This is a genomic window from Bacillus sp. RC252, from assembly GCF_044909215.1.
Classification (GTDB): Bacteria; Bacillota; Bacilli; order Bacillales; family Bacillaceae_G; genus Bacillus_A; species Bacillus_A mycoides.
Genome location: NZ_JBIYDV010000006.1, coordinates 28,130 through 47,180, shown reverse-complemented (window position 1 = coordinate 47,180; position 19,051 = coordinate 28,130). Strand labels below are relative to the sequence as shown.

Annotated in this window: 19 protein-coding genes and 2 riboswitches; of the genes, 9 read left to right on the top strand and 10 right to left on the bottom strand. The window is 35.6% G+C overall.

Annotated elements, in window-relative coordinates:
• Positions 1-260: 260 nt before the first annotated feature.
• The 3 genes from mtnA to ABH960_RS10105 form a co-directional block, all read right to left on the bottom strand.
• Entirely contained in the window at positions 261-1,316 is a 1,056-nt protein-coding gene (gene mtnA, locus ABH960_RS10115; RefSeq protein WP_404444841.1) for an S-methyl-5-thioribose-1-phosphate isomerase, read from the bottom strand.
• Positions 1,313-2,491, bottom strand: a complete 1,179-nt coding sequence (gene mtnK / locus ABH960_RS10110) for an S-methyl-5-thioribose kinase (protein WP_404444838.1) — start codon at positions 2,489-2,491, stop codon at positions 1,313-1,315. Before mtnK ends, mtnA begins: the two co-directional genes overlap by 4 nt.
• An 88-nt stretch (positions 2,492-2,579) precedes the next feature.
• A riboswitch (SAM riboswitch) is annotated at positions 2,580-2,720 on the bottom strand.
• Positions 2,721-2,791: 71 nt separating this feature from the next.
• On the bottom strand, positions 2,792-3,655 hold the full coding sequence (locus ABH960_RS10105) for a carbon-nitrogen family hydrolase (RefSeq protein WP_404444835.1): 864 nt from the start codon (positions 3,653-3,655) through the stop codon (positions 2,792-2,794).
• A 14-nt stretch (positions 3,656-3,669) separates the two neighbouring features.
• On the opposite strand from ABH960_RS10105, the gene ABH960_RS10100 reads away from it, so the two are divergent.
• The 6 genes from ABH960_RS10100 to ABH960_RS10075 all read left to right on the top strand — a co-directional run bounded on the left by ABH960_RS10100 (position 3,670) and on the right by ABH960_RS10075 (position 8,701).
• A complete protein-coding gene (locus ABH960_RS10100) occupies positions 3,670-4,860 on the top strand; it encodes a pyridoxal phosphate-dependent aminotransferase (protein WP_404444832.1) in 1,191 nt (396 codons plus the stop codon).
• A gap of 52 nt (positions 4,861-4,912) precedes the next feature.
• Positions 4,913-5,018, top strand: a riboswitch (SAM riboswitch).
• 64 nt (positions 5,019-5,082) lie between these two features.
• Positions 5,083-6,327 (top strand): 2,3-diketo-5-methylthiopentyl-1-phosphate enolase, encoded by a 1,245-nt coding sequence (gene mtnW, locus ABH960_RS10095; RefSeq protein WP_404444829.1) that lies wholly within the window; start codon positions 5,083-5,085, stop codon positions 6,325-6,327.
• Complete coding sequence (locus ABH960_RS10090) at positions 6,324-6,983, top strand: 2-hydroxy-3-keto-5-methylthiopentenyl-1-phosphate phosphatase (protein WP_404444827.1); 660 nt, start codon at positions 6,324-6,326, stop codon at positions 6,981-6,983. Before mtnW ends, ABH960_RS10090 begins: the two co-directional genes overlap by 4 nt.
• A complete protein-coding gene (locus ABH960_RS10085) occupies positions 6,980-7,618 on the top strand; it encodes a methylthioribulose 1-phosphate dehydratase (protein WP_242246991.1) in 639 nt (212 codons plus the stop codon). The genes ABH960_RS10090 and ABH960_RS10085 overlap by 4 nt, the downstream gene beginning before the upstream one ends.
• Positions 7,596-8,108 (top strand): 1,2-dihydroxy-3-keto-5-methylthiopentene dioxygenase, encoded by a 513-nt coding sequence (locus ABH960_RS10080; protein WP_002165123.1) that lies wholly within the window; start codon positions 7,596-7,598, stop codon positions 8,106-8,108. The genes ABH960_RS10085 and ABH960_RS10080 overlap by 23 nt, the downstream gene beginning before the upstream one ends.
• A gap of 317 nt (positions 8,109-8,425) precedes the next feature.
• Positions 8,426-8,701: a hypothetical protein gene (locus ABH960_RS10075; protein WP_002165122.1), complete on the top strand. Its 276-nt coding sequence runs from the start codon at positions 8,426-8,428 to the stop codon at positions 8,699-8,701.
• 61 nt (positions 8,702-8,762) lie between these two features.
• Here ABH960_RS10075 and ABH960_RS10070 read toward each other — a convergent pair whose 3' ends face one another.
• From ABH960_RS10070 to ABH960_RS10055, 4 genes are all read right to left on the bottom strand, one after another.
• On the bottom strand, positions 8,763-9,095 hold the full coding sequence (locus ABH960_RS10070) for a DUF3909 family protein (protein ID WP_002014892.1): 333 nt from the start codon (positions 9,093-9,095) through the stop codon (positions 8,763-8,765).
• 5 nt (positions 9,096-9,100) lie between these two features.
• Positions 9,101-9,979: an NAD(P)-dependent oxidoreductase gene (locus ABH960_RS10065; protein WP_078184384.1), complete on the bottom strand. Its 879-nt coding sequence runs from the start codon at positions 9,977-9,979 to the stop codon at positions 9,101-9,103.
• Positions 9,980-9,983: 4 nt separating this feature from the next.
• A complete protein-coding gene (locus tag ABH960_RS10060) occupies positions 9,984-11,114 on the bottom strand; it encodes a serine hydrolase domain-containing protein (RefSeq protein WP_219303469.1) in 1,131 nt (376 codons plus the stop codon).
• Between the two features lie 149 nt (positions 11,115-11,263).
• A complete protein-coding gene (locus ABH960_RS10055) occupies positions 11,264-12,556 on the bottom strand; it encodes a GGDEF domain-containing protein (RefSeq protein ID WP_404444821.1) in 1,293 nt (430 codons plus the stop codon).
• A gap of 310 nt (positions 12,557-12,866) precedes the next feature.
• Here ABH960_RS10055 and ABH960_RS10050 point away from each other — a divergent pair, with 310 nt between their 5' ends.
• The 3 genes from ABH960_RS10050 (at position 12,867) to ABH960_RS10040 (ending at position 14,496) form a co-directional block, all read left to right on the top strand.
• Positions 12,867-13,484, top strand: a complete 618-nt coding sequence (locus ABH960_RS10050) for a nitroreductase family protein (protein WP_002033918.1) — start codon at positions 12,867-12,869, stop codon at positions 13,482-13,484.
• A gap of 234 nt (positions 13,485-13,718) precedes the next feature.
• A complete protein-coding gene (locus ABH960_RS10045) occupies positions 13,719-13,937 on the top strand; it encodes a hypothetical protein (RefSeq protein WP_404444818.1) in 219 nt (72 codons plus the stop codon).
• 196 nt (positions 13,938-14,133) lie between these two features.
• Complete coding sequence (locus tag ABH960_RS10040) at positions 14,134-14,496, top strand: DUF3915 family protein (protein WP_002190565.1); 363 nt, start codon at positions 14,134-14,136, stop codon at positions 14,494-14,496.
• 87 nt (positions 14,497-14,583) lie between these two features.
• Here ABH960_RS10040 and ptsP read toward each other — a convergent pair whose 3' ends face one another.
• From ptsP to ptsG, 3 genes are all read right to left on the bottom strand, one after another.
• Positions 14,584-16,296, bottom strand: a complete 1,713-nt coding sequence (ptsP, locus tag ABH960_RS10035; RefSeq protein ID WP_002066976.1) for a phosphoenolpyruvate--protein phosphotransferase — start codon at positions 16,294-16,296, stop codon at positions 14,584-14,586.
• Positions 16,296-16,559, bottom strand: a complete 264-nt coding sequence (ptsH, locus tag ABH960_RS10030; protein WP_002033915.1) for a phosphocarrier protein HPr — start codon at positions 16,557-16,559, stop codon at positions 16,296-16,298. The genes ptsP and ptsH overlap by 1 nt, the downstream gene beginning before the upstream one ends.
• A gap of 135 nt (positions 16,560-16,694) precedes the next feature.
• On the bottom strand, positions 16,695-18,758 hold the full coding sequence (gene ptsG / locus ABH960_RS10025) for a PTS glucose transporter subunit IIABC (protein ID WP_404444813.1): 2,064 nt from the start codon (positions 18,756-18,758) through the stop codon (positions 16,695-16,697).
• Positions 18,759-19,051 lie beyond the last annotated feature (293 nt).

Here is a 19,051-nt window from a genome sequence, read left to right as displayed (position 1 = left end):
AGAGGAAAGGAAGACTTAAGGCATAAAAACAAGCTATTTTTTATTAACTTGTTTTTTAACTACTCGGCCATACATTTCATTTTTCAGCATATAGATTGCTACCATGAAGATACAAATGGTCCTACACCTTGCTACCTTTCTTTGTTTTAAAACGTTGCGCGTGGTAGGAACAGGCGCTGACCGCTCCTATACATAGCCAGTCCCTCTCGACCATTTAAAAACATGCTTTTCCACCATTTTTTTATATAGCGACTGAGCAGTTAGCTTATTTTTTCAAATAATGATGTAATTTCTTGCTTATAATCTCCACGTAAAATACCTTTCTCAGTAATAATCCCCGTAATTAATTCATGCGGTGTTACATCAAATGCAGGGTTAAATACAGGCGTTCCAAGTGGCGCCACTTGTTTCCCAAAAATTTTCGTAACTTCTGTTTCATCTCTTTCTTCAATGACAATTTCAGCACCTGTTTGTTTCGTAGTATCAAATGTAGATAACGGTGCTGCAACGTAAAATGGGATACCGAAATACTTTGCTAATATAGCTAAATTTAATGTTCCTATTTTATTAGCAGTATCACCGTTTTCAACGATTCGATCTGCCCCTACGATAATCGCATTAATTTCTTTCGTTCGAATTGCATGTGCTGCAGTATTATCCGTAATAAGCGTTACATCAATGTCTGCTTGTTTCAATTCCCATGTCGTTAAACGACCACCTTGTAAAACCGGCCTCGTTTCACACGCATACGCATGTAAACGCACACCCTTCTCTTTCCCAATATAAAATGGGGCTAACGCTGTTCCATATCTAGCAGTTGCAATACTTCCAGCGTTACAAATTGTTAAAATTTTATCACCGTCTTTAAAACATGTTAAAGCATGTTCTCCAATACTTCGGCACACCATTTCATCCTCTTGCTGAATATGAAGCGCTTCTTCTTCTAATATTTTTTGAGCTTCTTTTATTGTAGTAATCTCTCGAATAGATTCTCTCATACGATCGATTGCCCAAAATAAATTGACTGCTGTCGGGCGTGATGTTCCTAAATAGTTACAATCTCTATTAAACTTCTTTTGAAACTCATCGATATTTATAGCATCGTATTTCTTTGCCGCAAGCGCCAAACCAAACGCAGCTACAATTCCAATTGCAGGCGCTCCTCGTACTTCTAACATAATGATACTTTTCCATACATCTTCAATATTCGTTAATGTTTTGTATTCAGTGACATGCGGCAACTTTGTTTGATTTAATACTGCAATTGCATCGCCTTTCCAACTTACAGATCTCGGAATAGTAATAATTGTACTCATGCTTTTACGCCTCCAACTGTCTGTTGAAATAATGTTCGAAACAGTTGAATATCAGCACACTTGGCTTCATATTTTATTAGTTCTCTACCTAAGGATAACGCTTGTTTTTTAGCTTGAATTCTTTTTTCTTTATTTGCTATCCCATCTAAATCCGCTACATGAGCTAAACCAATTGTTCTACGAATCAGTTCACATCCCGCAAATCCGACGGCATCAGTAAAGATATTTTGCAAAATAATTGGTAACCATTGTTTTTCTTTCGTATATGCTTCTACACCTTCTCCAATCCATAACTTCGTAAAGTTTTCTACAAAATAACTCCATGTCTTTTCTATATGGAAAAATAGTACACTTCTCTTTTCTTCTTCTCTAGATAAAGCATTTAATAATAGATTTGCAATAAATTGACCGATATCAAATCCAAATGGACCGTACGTTGCAAATTCTGGATCAATCACTTTCGTTTCAGAAGGTGATGAAAAAATACTACCAGTATGTAAATCACCATGAATAAGCGCTTCTTTTCTCGTTAAAAACTTATATTTATATTGTGCTACTTTTAGCTTTAAAGTTTTGTCACTCCAAAGTTCATCAATCACTGACTGTAAATCTGACTCATAATCATTCGTATCGTAATGTCCAAACGGATCCGTAAAAACTAAATCTTCTGTAATTTTACTAAGGTCTGGATTTACAAATGTACCTTCTAGTACCCTTTTCTCTTCTGACTGTAAACCGAAATCTGAAGTATAAAACAAAACATGTGCTAGAAAACGACCGATATGCTGGGATAAAAGTGGATATCCTTCTCCATCTATTAATCCTTTTCTTGTAATTGTTAGTCTTGATAAGTCTTCTATTACTGTAACTGCTAACTCTTCATCATGACTGTACACTACCGGAACATAATCTGGCACATACTTCGCAAAAATTTGTAATGCTTTACTTTCAATCGTCGCTCTTTTTATAGACAGTGGCCAGCTCTTACCAACTACTTTCGCATATGGCAGTGCTTGTTTTATTATAATAGACTTCTCTCCATCATCTAATTTGAACACATAATTTAAATTTCCATCTCCAATTTCATGACAAACTACATTTGCTTTCTTTTCAAAATAACCGTGTTCTTTCGCATATTGTATAGCTGTTGTTTCAGTTAATGAATAATATCCCATCGTCTTCTCCTCCTTTTCATTCAGAGGTTTTTCTAAAATAGAAAAACCCCTTTCCACAAAGAAAGAGGTTTGAAGTTTATCTTCTCCCCTCTTATCTGCCAGAAAGTTTACTTTCTGCTGGAATTAGCACCGTGCCTTTTGGCGTCATAAACGCCCCATTTCACAATGGTATTACGGTCGGTTGCTGGGCTTCATCGGGCCAAATCCCTCCACCTGCTCTTGATAAGAGTTGCATATTTTTTTGAATTTTTAACTTTATGATGAAGACTATACCAAGAATAAAAATCACTTGTCAACATTTTATTTATATAATTCTGGACGGCGATCTGCAAAAACTGGGATTCCTTTACGTACCTCTTTAATCTTCTCGAATTTAAGCTCTCCAAATAAAATAGATTCCTCTTCATTTGCCTCTACCACAACTTCACCCCACGGATCGACAATTAAAGAATGACCTGCGAACTCATTATTCGGATCCTTTCCCGCCCTATTACATGCTACAACATAACACTGATTTTCAACTGCTCTTGCTTGTAATAGCAAGCGCCAATGTGCTAAACGAACTAATGGCCATTCTGCTACAACGAATAAAACTTTTGCACCTTTAGCTGTATGAACACGCATCCACTCCGGAAAACGAATATCATAACAAATTGTTCCAGCGCACTCTACATCATCTAGCGTAAATTCACCTGTCTCATTACCAGCAACTAAATATTTATGTTCATCCATAAGCTGAAATAAATGTACTTTACTATATTCATTGACTAGCTGACCTTTATTAGTTACAACATACATTGTATTTGTGACACCTTGCTCTGTTTGCTTTGCTATGGAACCACCAACAATATGTACACCGTATCGCTTCGACCATTCTTTTAGCATTTCTTTCGTTTCTAATCCATCCGTATCTGCAATTTCAGAAAGCCTTGTTAAATCATATCCCGTTGTCCATAGTTCTGGTAAGACGACAACGTCTGGTTTCTCCTTCATCGCTTCGCTTATTTTATTTTTAGCGCTCTCAATATTTTTTTCTACATCTCCAAAAGCAATATCCATTTGAATACATGCGACTTTCATTTTGTCATCCCCATTCTTATTTTTTTCTTTACAAAATACTGGAAAGATTATATCATTTGTCACTAGAATTGTAACAACTTTCAAAAGAGGTGGAAAGTATGAAATTATTTCAACCTTCTGAGATAGTAACATCATTGCCAACACAATTTTTCGCTTCACTTGTTGCAAAAGTTAACAAAGTCGTTGCAGCTGGTCACGATGTTATTAATCTAGGACAAGGTAATCCAGATCAACCAACACCGCAGCATATCGTAAAAGCTTTACAAGATGCTGCCGAAAAGACCATTCATCATAAATATCCGCCATTTCGCGGACATGAAAGCTTAAAAGAAGCCGTGGCAACATTCTATAAACGTGAATACGGCGTAGAATTAAATCCAAAAACTGAAGTTGCTATTTTGTTTGGCGGAAAAGCTGGATTAGTAGAATTACCACTTTGTTTTACAAACCCTGGCGATACCATTCTCGTTCCAGATCCAGGTTATCCAGATTATTTATCCGGAGTTGCTTTAGCAAAAGCGCACTTTGAAACAATGCCGCTTATTGCAGAAAATAATTTTTTACCAGATTATACAAAAATTGATGACTCTATTGCCAAGAAAGCAAAGTTAATGTTTTTAAACTATCCTAATAATCCTACCGGTGCTACAGCATCAAAAGATTTCTTTGATGCAACAATTCATTTTGCTAATAAACATAATATATTAGTTGTTCATGATTTTGCTTACGGTGCTATCGGATTTGATGGTCAAAAGCCCGTTAGTTTCTTGCAAGCAGATGGCGCCAAAGATGCAGGAATTGAAATTTATACATTATCAAAAACTTTCAATATGGCTGGATGGCGTATTGCTTTTGCAGTAGGGAATGAAAGTGTCATCGAAACAATTAACTTATTGCAAGATCATATGTATGTTAGTATTTTTGGTGCAGTTCAAGATGCTGCCCGCGAAGCACTATTAGGCTCGCAGTCTTGTGTGGTAGAACTTGTTAATAGTTATGAATCTCGAAGAAATGCTCTTATTAAAGCTTGTCACTCGATTGGTTGGAATGTAAATATTCCAACCGGATCATTCTTTGCATGGCTTCCTGTACCAGAAGGCTATACATCTGAGCAATTTTCTGATATTTTGCTAGAAAAAGCACATGTCGCTGTTGCCCCTGGTATTGGATTTGGTGAGCACGGCGAAGGGTATGTTCGTGTTGGTCTCTTACATACAGAAGATCGATTACGAGAAGCAATTAATCGAATTGATAAATTAAATTTTTTCAAAAAGTCATTGACAACATAAAAAAAATCTGACAAAATTCAGTTATCTTAAAAATTTAAACATTTCTAAATACTTCTTATCAAGAGCAGGTGGAGGGACGAGCCCGACGAAACCCGGCAACCGATCTACAATTGTAGACACGGTGCTAATTCTCGCAGCGTTACGCTGACAGATAAGGAGCTGGTTGTAAAAAAACCTCTCCTTAGCTGAGAGGTTTTTTTATTTAACTAGGAGGGTATAACAATGAGCGGAATTATAGCGACGTATTTAATCCATGATGATTCACATAACTTAGAAAAAAGGGCCGAGCAAATTGCACTCGGTTTAACAATTGGCTCTTGGACTCATTTGCCACACTTATTGCAAGAGCAACTAAAACAGCATAAAGGTAACGTCATCCATGTTGAGGAATTAGCTGAACAAGAACATACCAATTTGTATTTACGTAAAAAAGTAAAGCGCGGGATTATTAAAATCGAATATCCGTTATTAAACTTCAGTCCAGATTTACCAGCGATTTTAACAACTACATTCGGAAAGCTATCACTTGATGGCGAAGTGAAATTAATTGACTTAACATTTTCAGACTACTTAAAACAGTATTTCCCTGGTCCAAAATTCGGGATAGATGGTATTCGAAATCTTTTACAAGTGCATGATCGTCCCCTTTTAATGAGTATTTTTAAAGGCATGATTGGACGAAATATTGGGTATTTGAAAACGCAATTACGCGATCAAGCAAGTGGTGGTGTAGATATAGTAAAAGATGATGAAATATTATTTGAGAATACATTAACACCACTTACGAAACGCATTGTATCTGGAAAAGAAGTTTTACAATCAGTATATGAAACATACGGACATAAAACGTTATATGCCGTAAATTTAACAGGACGAACTTTTGATTTAAAAGAAAATGCGAAACGCGCAGTGCAAGCTGGGGCTGATATTCTATTATTTAACGTATTTGCTTACGGACTAGATGTACTACAATCACTTGCAGAAGATGATGAAATCCCAGTTCCCATTATGGCACACCCTGCTGTAAGTGGTGCTTATTCCGCATCGAAGTTATATGGAATCTCGTCTCCATTATTACTTGGAAAGCTACTTCGCTATGCTGGGGCTGACTTTTCATTATTCCCATCTCCATACGGAAGTGTTGCGTTAGAAAAAGAAGAAGCTCTCAACATTTCAAAACATTTAACTGAAGACGATGCATTTTTCAAGAAAAGTTTTGCTGTTCCATCTGCTGGTATTCACCCTGGTTTCGTTCCCTTTATTCTACGAGATTTTGGCAAAGGTGTTGTTATTAATGCTGGCGGTGGGATACACGGACATCCGAATGGGGCGCAGGGCGGTGGTAAAGCTTTCCGTACTGCAATTGATGCTACTTTACAAAATAAACCACTCCATGAGGTAGATGAAGTGAATTTACATAGCGCATTACAAATATGGGGAAATCCCTCACATGAGGTGAAATTATGAGTATTCAAGTGTTTTGTGATTTCGATGGCACGATTACGAATAATGATAACATTATGTCCATTATGGAAAAGTTCGCACCACCAGAAGCAGAGGAAATAAAGCAAAAAATTTTATCTCAAGAACTTTCTATTCAAGAAGGTGTTTCTCAATTATTCCGATTAATACCTATTAATCTACACGATGATATTATTCAGTATTTACAAGAAACTGCTGAAATCCGTACAGGTTTTCATGAATTCATACAATTTATTAATGAAAATAACATTTCTTTTTATGTTATATCAGGTGGAATGGATTTCTTCGTCTATCCACTCTTACAAGGAATCATTCCAAAAGAGCAAATTTACTGTAATGCAACTAACTTTTCAGGAGAATTTGTTGAAGTTAAATGGCCGCACCCTTGTGACGAGCAATGTCAGCATAGTTGCGGTCTCTGTAAATCGTCATTAATTCGTAAACTAAGCTCTAAAGATGATTTTCATATTGTGATAGGAGATTCCATTACTGATTTACAAGCAGCAAAACAAGCAGATAAAGTATTCGCCCGTGACTTCCTTATTACAAAATGTGAAGAAAATCATATTGCTTATACATCCTTTAACACATTTCACGATATTCAAGTCGAATTACAACATTTGTTGGAGGTGAAATCATGAAACAACTTTTTCGTCAATGGTATGACTTAAGTGAAATAAAAAAAGAATTAACAACTCGGAATTGGTTTCCAGCAACGAGTGGAAATATTTCTATAAAAGTCAGTCATGATCCACTTACTTTTCTTATTACAGCAAGTGGTAAAGATAAAACAAAAACTACTCCAGATGATTTTCTATTAGTAGATCATCTAGGGGTTCCCGTATTAGAGACTGAATTACGCCCTTCAGCAGAAACAATATTGCATACACATATTTATAACAATACGAATGCCGGGTGCGTACTTCATGTTCATACAACTGATAATAATGTCATCACAAATTTATATAGTGATGCAGTCACCCTTCAAAATCAAGAAATTATTAAAGCTCTCGATATTTGGGAAGAAGGTGCAACGATTAACATTCCTATTATCGAAAATGATGCCCATATCCCAACGCTTGGAGAAAACTTCCGAAAGCATATACAAGGAGATTCGGGAGCAGTATTAATCCGTAACCATGGTATTACCGTATGGGGCCGAGATAGCTTTGATGCAAAGAAAAGATTAGAAGCTTATGAGTTTTTATTCCAATTTCATATAAAACTATTATCAATTCAAGGAGGCGTTTCTAATGGCGCAAATTCGTATTCATGAAGTAAATACTCGTATCGAAAATGAAGTGGAAGTATCTAAATTTCTACAAGAGGAAGGCGTTTTATATGAGAAATGGAACATCTCTAAGCTTCCTACTCATTTAAATGAAAATTATTCGTTAGCAGATGAAAACAAGGCTGAAATATTAGCTGTGTTTTCAAAAGAAATCGCTGATGTTTCAGCGCGCCGAGGTTATAAAGCTCATGATGTAATTTCACTTTCAAATGGCACACCTAACCTTGACGAATTATTAATTAATTTCCAAAAAGAACACCATCATACTGACGATGAAGTTCGCTTTATTGTCAGCGGTCATGGCATCTTCGCTATTGAAGGAAAAGATGGTCGATTCTTTGACGTTGAACTTGAGCCTGGTGATCTTATATCTGTACCTGAAAATGCAAGACATTATTTTACCTTACAAGATGATCGCCAAGTTGTAGCTATTCGTATTTTTGTTACAACAGAAGGTTGGGTTCCAATTTATTAAGGTAGCTAGTTGAATAAAAGATTGGAACCCCTTTTCCAATCTTTTATTCACTCTACATATATACATCCTCCTATGGAACAGGCTTATTTCATAACATTGAAGTAAGCCTGATTTTTTATTTATTAAAATAATTTGTCCCTTTCGTTTATTCAAATCAAATATCTCAAATCACGCTTCCATTTTATCAAGTATATTTCGGAACACTTTTTGAACATTTATTGAACTTTTTTTGAATTTTTTCTGAAAATTCTGTTTTGTGTATGATATACTACAACTAATAAGAAGGAAAAGAATATTGCAAGCAGAGGGGGATAATCATGAGTTTACTTATCGCACTTATACTAGGGGTTTCATGCGGAGCTATTCCTGTCATTTTAGGAGCTATTATGGAAGAATTAGAAGTTGGTGTTTTAGGTTTTGTCGCATCTTGTGTAAGCGCTTTATTTTTCGGTTTGTACGGTGCTATTCCTATTTCTATCCTGTGCGCATTTTATATAGTACGCCATGCTCGTGCGAAACAGTTTGGTCCTAATCACATTGCACAAGTTATTCCATTCCCAATTGAACGATGCCGCCGAGCTTCCAGCCTATAAATTATCCAACTTAAATATTATGCCTGCCTAAATAAATAAAAAGTCCTCAAATGAGGACTTTTTATTTATTTTCTTCTAGAAATTGAAACAATTCTTGCAAATGAAGTGCATCTTCACTGTAGCTAACGGATACATGACATGTCCCTTCAATCTCAGCATGCATATAAAGGACAATTCCATCCCGATCATATTTCAATGCCAAATAAAACTCCATTTCCTCTAACATCTTTTTCGAGCTTCGGATAACATAATGCCCTTTCTCATCTCTTCCATATTCAAAATCTGGTCCAAAATCGTATTTTTGTTTAAAAGCTTCTTTTTGCTTATCATTAATCTGTACACAAGTTGCTCGCTGCACAGCATCAATCATCTCGTCAAACTTTTGGAGATCCATTCCATTTACCCCCTTATATACTTTTTGTATAATACTTGTGTTCCGCTATTCTCTTTTCCATCTGCGATTAGCTCTTCATACAATTCCTTCGCTAGGGTTAAACCCGGTACTGGTAATTGTAATTTTTCAGCTTCATCTAAAGCAATCTTCATATCTTTCATAAAATGCTTTACATAAAAGCCAGGTTCAAAATCTCCTTTTAACATTCGAGGAGCTAAATTACTTAATGACCAGCTACCTGCTGCTCCTGTCGAAATACTCTCTAATACTTTATCTGCATTAAGTCCAGCCTTTTTCGCATATGCTACCGCTTCACATACTCCTATCATGTTAGAAGCAATTGCTATTTGATTGCACATTTTTGTATGTTGTCCACTCCCAGCAGGGCCTTGCAACTGAATATTTGTTCCTAGTTTTTCAAATAGAGGTAAGCAAATATCATATATTCTGTTCTCTCCACCGACCATAATTGCTAGTCTTGCTTCTTTAGCCCCAATGTCCCCGCCAGATACTGGTGCATCTAATGTATATATATTCTTGCTTTTCGCAACTTCATTAATACGTTTTGCCAATGTTGGTGTAGATGTTGTAAAGTCAATTGCTATCGTACCTTCATTTGCATGTTCTAAAATTCCATCTACCCCAAAGTACACTTCTTCTACATCATGAGGATAACCAACCATCGTCATAACAACATCAACTTGCTTTACTAACGCTTTCGGTGTATCACACCAAGTCGCACCCTCTTGCACTAAAGAATCCGCTTTTTCTTTCGTTCTATTATATACATATACTTTATAACCACTTTGCATTAAATGGTTAACCATACTTTTTCCCATTACACCAATACCAATGAAACCTATTGATAAATTTTTATTTTCCATCTTCTCATCCCCTTTGTTCTAATAAATCATTTACCATCTTTCGGAACTCTTTATTAAAATCATCATCCATACTATTTTTCACATTTGAAAATAAAATAACAAAAGTTCCTTTTTCTTTATTAAAATTATTGAAAGTGTTCCAACCAGATAGTACACCATGGTTATGGAAATAATCTGGATATATGTAAAAGCTAAATGCATATTTTCTTTCTTGTGAAGGTGTAAACATCGCTTGTATACTTTGTTCAGAAAGAAGCTTTCCATTTATAATCGCTTCATCTAATTTTTTCATATCCCCTACTGTCGTATACATCTCACCCGATCCATATAACCAGTCCATTCCTAATTTTTGTGCTGGTACAAGATCTTGGTCTTTCTTCACATAACCCTTCGTGAAGTTTTTATCTCCAGGCACCATATTTCCCATACCTGATTCATGCATCTCGGCCTTTGTAAATATATTTTCTTTTACATAGTCTCCTAAAGGCTTTTTCGTTATATTTTCTATAATATAAGCGAGCACCATATAATTATAATCCGTATACTTCCAACCTGTTCCTGGTGGAAACTCTAATTTTTGACTTCCAATCCAAGTTACTAAATTTATACGTGAAGCTACATTAACCTTCCCTTTCCCATTTTCCGGTAAACCAGATGTATGCGTTAATAAGTGATATAACGTGATGTGTTTATCTGCTGGAAATGAAGGAATGTATTTATTTACATTATCTTGGATATTTAACTTACCTTGTTCTTGTAACTGTAGAATGGATGTAGCAACAACTGTTTTCGTAATAGAACCGATACGATATTTTGTTTGAGGCGTATTTTCTATTTTATTTTGAACATCAGCATATCCATATCCTTTATTCAATATAACATGCTCTTTATCTGTCACCAAAACTGTCCCATTAAATTGCTTTCCTACTAAATACTGATCTAACTTTTGAGATATACTAGCATAATCAATTTTTTGTACTTCTTCTATATTATCCTGTACCTCTGACTCAATAGCAGGAGTTACCTTTGTTGTTAATACTGCTTGTTCCTTTGAATCGGGACTATAGAGAAAATAGTATACTCCGCCGCAAACTACAGCAGACAGTGAAGCCATAACCATTATTTTTTTTATCATATTGTTCCTCCGTAATTACTTCATGTGAACTACCCACCACTTAGTCTCTCTTGCGAGCTTACTTGAAGTGGGAGCTTATCGGTTAAGATGGTCCCCCATATTCTATTATCAAGTAATAAAAAAAAATCGCAACAATTTGTTGCGAAAAATCACATTTTTTCTTTTCTATATATACATACTTGATTTTTCCCATTTTTTTTCGCTTCATATAACGCAATATCCGCTCTTTGCATTAACTCTTCTCTTGTAATCCCTTGCTCATATAACGCAACTCCAAAACTCGCTGTTAATTTCGAAATTCCAGAGAAATGCTTTGTTTCAATGAAAAATCGCAATGATTCCGCAACTTGAAACGCTTCTTTTTCTACCGTATTTGTCACTAATATTATAAATTCCTCTCCTCCCCATCTTGCAAATACATGTTGATCTTCAACTTTAGATTTCATAAGATCTGCAAGTTGTACTAATGCTAAATCGCCAAAATCATGACCATATGTGTCATTTACTGATTTAAAATTATCTATATCAAACAAAATAAGTGCTAATTTTTCATCGTTACGTATTGCATTGTCCCACTCTACCTCTAGTATTTGTTGGAACTTCAAACGATTATAAACCTCTGTCAATGAATCTATCATAGCAAGTCTTTCTTGCTCTTGATAGATTTCGTCTAATTCTGTAATCTCTGTGCATTTTACTATAAATCGCGATAAATCTTCTGGTAATGGTGTCGCACGTAATAGAAAAGTAAATGCTTCTCCTTCATAATTGTACATTTTAATTCTTCTTCCATTTGATAAAGTATCATCCAGCCATGTTATATCGTGAGTCGTCGAATAATATCCGTTCTCTCTAATAAGATGTTCTGCAAACACTAAATGTTGTTCACGATACGTAAATAAATTATCATGTCCGAAGAATTGTAAAAAATTCGTATTACAATCAACAATCTCATCATCTTCTACTATAAATAATAAATCATTTTGAAAATCAAACATCGTTTGAAGCAATTCTTGTTGTAAACCTACTTGCCGCACTAAAGTAAGTTGATATAAACTCTTATTCACTTCCTCTAGTACCACTTGTGGAGTTACTGGTGCTATAACAATATTACGTATTCCTAACAGTAGTAAATCTGCAAACTCATTGTTTATCTGTTGATCCCAAATGATAATGAATGTACTCCGTGAATCATATATATTCTTTATATATTTTATTTGAGCAAAATCTGTTACATACATAATTACAATATGTGGTCTAGTTCTATGAAACAATATTTCTCCTTCTTCAAAACTATTTGCTATAAACATACATTTTGGATGGACGTTTTCTATCGTTTGTTGATGTGTACATCCATCTTCTATATAAAGGACATTCAACTGAAGATCTTGTAATACATTTTGGAAAACAGTATTCTCTAATAAAAAATGTAGTATGTTCATCACTGGTCTTCACTCACTTCATATATCTTGTTTTACTGAATTCCTCACAATCATTTTATAAAGAATTGTGAGGAACTCATATTAACAAGCTAATTGAGAATGTTATCTTCGCTTATCTGCTCTGGAAATTCCTTTTTTAGTGTATGATTATATGAATTGTATCGTTTGTATGAATGCCCTGCCTTACTATTTAAAACTTGACAATTAAAATAAAGGTATTATATTCTTAAATTCAATAACTTACAAAATGTAAGTAGAGTATATTACATTTATTTTATATTAAGTTGATATGTAATTTGGAGGATATATAATGACAAACAATGACTTTTTTAACGTTTTATATGAACGCACATCTACACGTGCATTCAACCCTGAAAAAGAAATTTCATCTACAGAGTTACATGAAATTTTAAAAGCAGCTGCGCAAGCACCTTCTGCTTGGAACTTGCAACACTGGAAATTCCTTGTTTTCCAAGGCGAAGATGTACAAAAACGATTACACCCAATTGCTTATAACCAACAACAAATTCTTGACGCTTCTGCCGTAGTCGCTATTTTAGGTGATTTAGAAGCATATAAAAATGTTGAACCTGTTTACGGTCCAATTGTAGAACAAGGATTTATGAAAGCAGACGCAAAAGAGCGCTTAGCTAAAAATATTGAATCTGCATATACTCGTGAGCAATACCCACGAGATGCTGCCTTTTCAAATGCTGCTTTAGCAGCAATGCAACTTATGCTTGCTGCTAAAGCAACTGGCTGGGATACTTGCGCAATTGGTGGTTTCAACCCACAAGCACTAATGGAAGAATTTAATGTTTCATCTCGTTACGTACCAATTATGCTTATTACAATTGGTGAGTCAACTTTAAAAGGTCACCCTGCACCGCGCATGAGCGTAGAACAAGTAAGTGAATGGGCGAAATAATAAAAACGAAGGTAATTTCATTACCTTCGTTTTTTTATATTCTGTCACACATCCGTAATATTACAATGTATTATTCGACATCTACACATAGAGAAATTGTAATTTTTACGCTATCACCATAAACAAATATGGCGTTTTGTGTCGAAATTTGTTAAAGCATTGAAATATAACCGTGTATTTTTGTTACAATTGTGATACAATGATAACAAATAGATAACAAGAGAGGGATTTTCATTGAGTTCATACGGAAGCTTTATCGCACTTTTGAGTTACATAGTAACTGTACTACTGCTATATTTTATTGGCGATGCTGCAAACATATCAGTGTTACAATTCCCTAAAGAAGAAGCGTTACAATTAGAAGCAGAAAAACACACTGCACGATCCATTGTACCACTACTCCTAGCTCTTCCTGTATATATCATCGTTTTATATAAAAGTAAAAAAGTGTAAAGGCTACCTATTTCATTCATTTCGGTGGTCTTTACATTTTTTTGTGACATTTCCCCTATTTTAAACATCATTCCATACTAAATACCCATCTAGTCATTTAAAATGAGAAAATCCCCTAGAAAAATTTCCATTATCTGTCCAGTCACGAACTACCGAACTTACATAGATTATAAGTGTGAAGGGGGTGATGAGGATTATGTTTGGATCATTTGGATGCTGTGATAACTTTAGAGACTGTCATCATCATGAAAGAGAGCACAACCATCGTGAGAAAGAGAGAGAAGAAATTAGACCACAACGACATGCTGTATGTAACGTACTTGCAAATCTTTCTATAGGCACTGAAATTTCACTTCTTAAACTAAAAGGAAATGGAACATTCCGCAATTTAGTTTTTGAGGGGTTCTGTAACGGTATTGCTCTATTCTCTGCATTAAGAAGAGATAACGACGACAAAGACAACAACAAAGATGATAAGAATGGAAACAATCGTAATGACGATAGATTTGAAGGGATTTTACGTGTTTGCCCAGAAGATGTTATCGCAATTGCTCTTTAAGAGAAGTTTAATTAATAAAATCACCTAAGGTATATGTAACAAAAAAACCTGAGATCGATTTCGAATCGATCTCAGGTTTTTTTACTATTATATGCTTTTAACTAATTCAACAACTTCTTCAGCAGTTGACATTGTTAATGCTTTCTCTGCTAATGTTTCCATTTCTGCTTTTGACAACTTGCTTAGTTGTGTTCTTGCAGGAAGAATAGATGTTGCACTCATACTGAACTCATCTAAACCTAAGCCTAATAATAATGGGATAGCAAGTGAATCTCCCGCCATCTCACCACACATACCAGCCCATTTGCCTTCTTTATGAGCAGCATCGATAACCATTTTTACAAGACGTAAAATAGATGGGTTATATGGTTGGTATAAGTAAGCTACACGTTCGTTCATACGGTCTGCAGCCATTGTGTATTGGATTAAGTCATTTGTTCCGATAGAGAAGAAATCAACTTCTTTTGCGAACTGATCTGCTAATACCGCTGAAGCTGGAATTTCAACCATCATACCAACTTCAATAGAATCAGAAACAGTTGTGCCCGCTTGAACAAGTCTTTCTTTCTCTTCTAATAAGATTGCTTTCGCTTGACGGAACTCATCAAGAGTTGCAATCATTGGGAACATAATTTTTAAGTTACCGTATACGCTAGCACGAAGTAATGCACGAAGTTGTGTACGGAACACATCTTGCTCATCAAGACATAAGCGAATTGCACGGTATCCTAAGAATGGGTTCATTTCTTTTGGTAAATGTAAGTATGGAAGTTCTTTATCTCCACCGATGTCAAGTGTACGAACAACGACTGGTTGATCTTCTTTTACACCTTCAAGAACTGCTTTATACGCTTCGAACTGCTCTTCTTCTGTTGGAAGATTGTCACGGCCCATGTATAAGAATTCTGTACGGTATAAACCAACGCCTTCTCCGCCATTATCGATAATACCTTGTACATCATTTGGTGTTCCAATATTAGCAACAAGCTCAACGTGATGTCCATCACTTGTTACAGTTGCTTGGTCTTTTAATTTTGCCCATACAACTTTTTGCTCTTCAAATTTCGCTTTCTTTTCTTCAAAAGAACGAAGAGTTTCTTCAGATGGGTTTACAATTACTTCTCCATCTAAACCGTCAATGATTACGATATCGCCGTTTTGGATTTTCTCCATAACAACTTTCGTACCAACAACAGCTGGAATTTCCATAGAACGAGCCATAATTGCAGAGTGAGATGTACGTCCACCGATATCAGTTGTGAAACCTTTTGCATACTTACGGTTTAACTGAGCTGTATCAGATGGTGTTAAATCTTCAGCAATGATGATTACTTCTTCAGAAATTGTACCAGGGTTTGAGAAGTTAATTCCTAGTAAATGTGCAAGAACACGTTTTGTTACATCGCGAATATCCGCAGCACGTTCTTTCATATATTCGTTATCCATGTTTTCAAACATAGAAATAAACATTGATGCAACTTCATCCATTGCAAATTCAGCATTTACTTTTTCGCCATTTACTTTATCTTTTACTGGATTTACTAATTCTGGATCATTTAATACTAATAAATGTGCTTCAAAGATAGCAGCTTTATCAGCACCTAGCTCAGCAAAAGCATGGTCCTTAATAGCTTCTAGTTCAGATTTTGCTTTCTCAAGCGCAGCGTCTAAGCGTGCAATTTCAGCAGCTTCGTCTGTAATTGATTTCTTTTCAATGTTAAATTCAGGATTCTCAAGTCTGAAAGCCTTTGCAATAGCAATCCCACTTGATGCAGCGATCCCTTGAATGTTAAGAGTCATTATTCTCCTAATCCTTCGTTTTTCATAGTTTCTTCGATAGCTGCTAGTGCTTGAGCTGCATCATCACCATTTGCAGTGACCTTAATTTCCGCGCCTTGTTGAATTCCTAAAGACATAACACCCATGATTGATTTTAAGTTAACGTTTTTTCCGTTATACTCTAAGTTAATGTCAGAACCAAATTTGCTTGCAGTGTTTACAAGTAGAGTTGCTGGACGAGCATGAATTCCTGAGTCGCTAGTTACTTTAAAGATTTTTTCCATGATAATTTATCTCCTTCAAATACAGTATTTTTTTAGTTGTATAGACGTGAGTACTACATCATCTATTGTATATAATAGGCGATGTTCGGTCAACCACATCGCCTATTATAATTATAAACATTTTGCGTCAAATTCCTACTGGATGTCAATAATAGCGTTTTCGCCCTTCTTAACATTTCCATCTTTTTTCAATTCGACTTGTTGTCCTTGTTGTAAATTCGTAAAGACGATTGGTGTAATAATAGATGGTGCATTTTCTTTTACAAATGCAAGATCTACTTTTAATAATGGTTGTCCTTGCTTCACTTTATCACCTTGTGCTACAAGCGCTTCAAAGCCTTCACCATTTAATTTTACAGTATCAATACCGAAGTGGATTAAAATTTCTTTTCCGCCTTCAGACTGAATACCAATCGCATGTTTTGTAGGGAATACATTTACAATCTCACCATTAACCGGAGAAACTACTGTTCCTTCTGTTGGCTCAATCGCAAATCCATCTCCCATCATTTTCCCTGAGAATACTTGGTCAGGTACTTCTGTAATCGGTAAGATTTTCCCTTCAATTGGTGAAACGATTGTTTCATTTTCATCAACCTGTTGAGGAGCTTCTTCCACTTTTACAGGCGCTTCTTTTTCAACATGAGGTGTACGACCTGACATAATATCATGAATTTGTGATTTTAATGTGTCAGATTTCGGTCCGAAAATAGCTTGAATGTTATTTCCAACTTCAAGTACACCGGCTGCTCCAAGCTCTTTTAAGCGGTCTTTATTTACATTTTTTTGTTCGTTAACTTGAACGCGTAAACGAGTAATACAAGCATCTAACGAAGTAATGTTTTCTTTACCACCAAGTGCTACTAATACTTCACGTGGAAGTTCTCCTGCTTCTGTTTTCCCTGCGCCTTCATTAGCATTCGCTACTTCACGACCAGGTGTTTTTAAGTTCCATTTACGGATTGCGAAACGGAATCCGAAGTAGTAAATAACTGCTAGTACAAGACCAACAATAATTACCCACCACCATGCCGTACGACCTGGTAGTACACCGAATAATATGAAGTCAATTAAACCACCAGAGAATGTCATACCAATTTTAACACCTAAAATTTGCATTGTCATAAATGATAGACCAGCGAATACTGCATGAATTCCGAATAATACTGGTGCTACGAATAAGAATGAAAATTCAAGCGGTTCTGTAATACCTGTTAAGAAAGATGTTAATGCAGCAGATCCTAAAATACCAGCTGCTAATTTTTTATTTTCCGGACGTGCTTCATGGTACATTGCTAAAGCTGCTGCTGGAAGACCGAACATCATGAACGGATACTTACCAGTTGTAAATGTACCTGCTGTTAATTCTACGCCGTCTTTTAACTGTGCCATAAAGATTTTTTGGTCACCACGGATTAATTCGCCAGCTGCATTTGTATACTGACCGAATTCGAACCAGAATGGTGAATAGAAAATATGATGTAATCCAAATGGAATTAATGAACGTTCGATTAAACCGAATATAAATGCTGCTATCGTTCTATTTGCATCAATCATTTGATGTGAGAACGTATTTAAGCCACCCTGAATGTATGGCCAAATGAAGCACATGATAATACCTACCACTAAAGAGAATGTTGCAGTTGCGATTGGTACGAAACGCTTACCTGCAAAGAAACCTAAGTATGATGGTAATTCAATGTTGAAGTATTTATTATAACAATATGCCGCTACTATCCCGACGATAATACCACCAAACACTCCTGTTTGCAGCGTTGGAATTCCTAATACGTTTGCATATGCTGGATCTGAAAATCCAATTTTTACTGGATCTGTTCCAGTGCTTGTTACTTTCACTAGTTTATCTACTTCTAAGAACACACTCATCGTTTTGTTCATAATTAAGTATCCGACGAACGCTGCTAAACCAGCTACTCCGTCTCCACCAGCTAAACCGATCGCTACCCCAACTGCGAATAATAGCGCAAGGTTAGCGAAAATAATATCGCCAGATTGTTCCATAATTTTTGCAACCATTACGAACCAATCTGCTTTTAAAGCAGGGATAACATTTGTTAGTTGTGGATTTTGAAATGCATTACCAAATCCAAGTAAAATACCTGCTGCCGGTAAAATCGCTACTGGAAGCATAAGCGCTTTTCCGACTTTTTGAAGAACACCAAAGATCTTCTTAAACATGGAAACCCTTCCTCTCTTATCTATATTGATACTTTTCGACAAACGCCAAAAAGGCATGAGGAAAAAAAAGATAGAACGATAGCTATACAAAGGGTAGTATGTCCCTTTCTTTAGCTTACATTCCCAACTTTTCTCCACTCATGCCTGATCGAATCAGTAACACGTGTCAAAAATAGGATTACGTATAAGTTCACTATAATTAAAGCAAACGTTTTCGTTATTTACCTTAATGTGTTTGTCGAATTTTGTATAACTTTGCAATAGTTATTATACATAACTATTGTAAGCGATTC

Coding starts and splice junctions, on each gene's coding strand:
- ABH960_RS10065 (WP_078184384.1), bottom strand. CDS start 9,979: ATGGAAAATAAAAATTTATCAATAGGTTTCATTGGTATTGGTGTAATG.
- ABH960_RS10070 (WP_002014892.1), bottom strand. CDS start 9,095: ATGGATCTCCAAAAGTTTGACGAGATGATTGATGCTGTGCAGCGAGCA.
- mtnW (WP_404444829.1), top strand. CDS start 5,083: ATGAGCGGAATTATAGCGACGTATTTAATCCATGATGATTCACATAAC.
- ABH960_RS10100 (WP_404444832.1), top strand. CDS start 3,670: ATGAAATTATTTCAACCTTCTGAGATAGTAACATCATTGCCAACACAA.
- ABH960_RS10075 (WP_002165122.1), top strand. CDS start 8,426: ATGAGTTTACTTATCGCACTTATACTAGGGGTTTCATGCGGAGCTATT.
- ABH960_RS10040 (WP_002190565.1), top strand. CDS start 14,134: ATGTTTGGATCATTTGGATGCTGTGATAACTTTAGAGACTGTCATCAT.
- ptsP (WP_002066976.1), bottom strand. CDS start 16,296: ATGACTCTTAACATTCAAGGGATCGCTGCATCAAGTGGGATTGCTATT.
- mtnK (WP_404444838.1), bottom strand. CDS start 2,491: ATGGGATATTATTCATTAACTGAAACAACAGCTATACAATATGCGAAA.
- ptsG (WP_404444813.1), bottom strand. CDS start 18,758: ATGTTTAAGAAGATCTTTGGTGTTCTTCAAAAAGTCGGAAAAGCGCTT.
- ABH960_RS10090 (WP_404444827.1), top strand. CDS start 6,324: ATGAGTATTCAAGTGTTTTGTGATTTCGATGGCACGATTACGAATAAT.
- ABH960_RS10055 (WP_404444821.1), bottom strand. CDS start 12,556: ATGAACATACTACATTTTTTATTAGAGAATACTGTTTTCCAAAATGTA.
- ABH960_RS10050 (WP_002033918.1), top strand. CDS start 12,867: ATGACAAACAATGACTTTTTTAACGTTTTATATGAACGCACATCTACA.
- ptsH (WP_002033915.1), bottom strand. CDS start 16,559: ATGGAAAAAATCTTTAAAGTAACTAGCGACTCAGGAATTCATGCTCGT.
- mtnA (WP_404444841.1), bottom strand. CDS start 1,316: ATGAGTACAATTATTACTATTCCGAGATCTGTAAGTTGGAAAGGCGAT.
- ABH960_RS10080 (WP_002165123.1), top strand. CDS start 7,596: ATGGCGCAAATTCGTATTCATGAAGTAAATACTCGTATCGAAAATGAA.
- ABH960_RS10060 (WP_219303469.1), bottom strand. CDS start 11,114: ATGATAAAAAAAATAATGGTTATGGCTTCACTGTCTGCTGTAGTTTGC.
- ABH960_RS10085 (WP_242246991.1), top strand. CDS start 6,980: ATGAAACAACTTTTTCGTCAATGGTATGACTTAAGTGAAATAAAAAAA.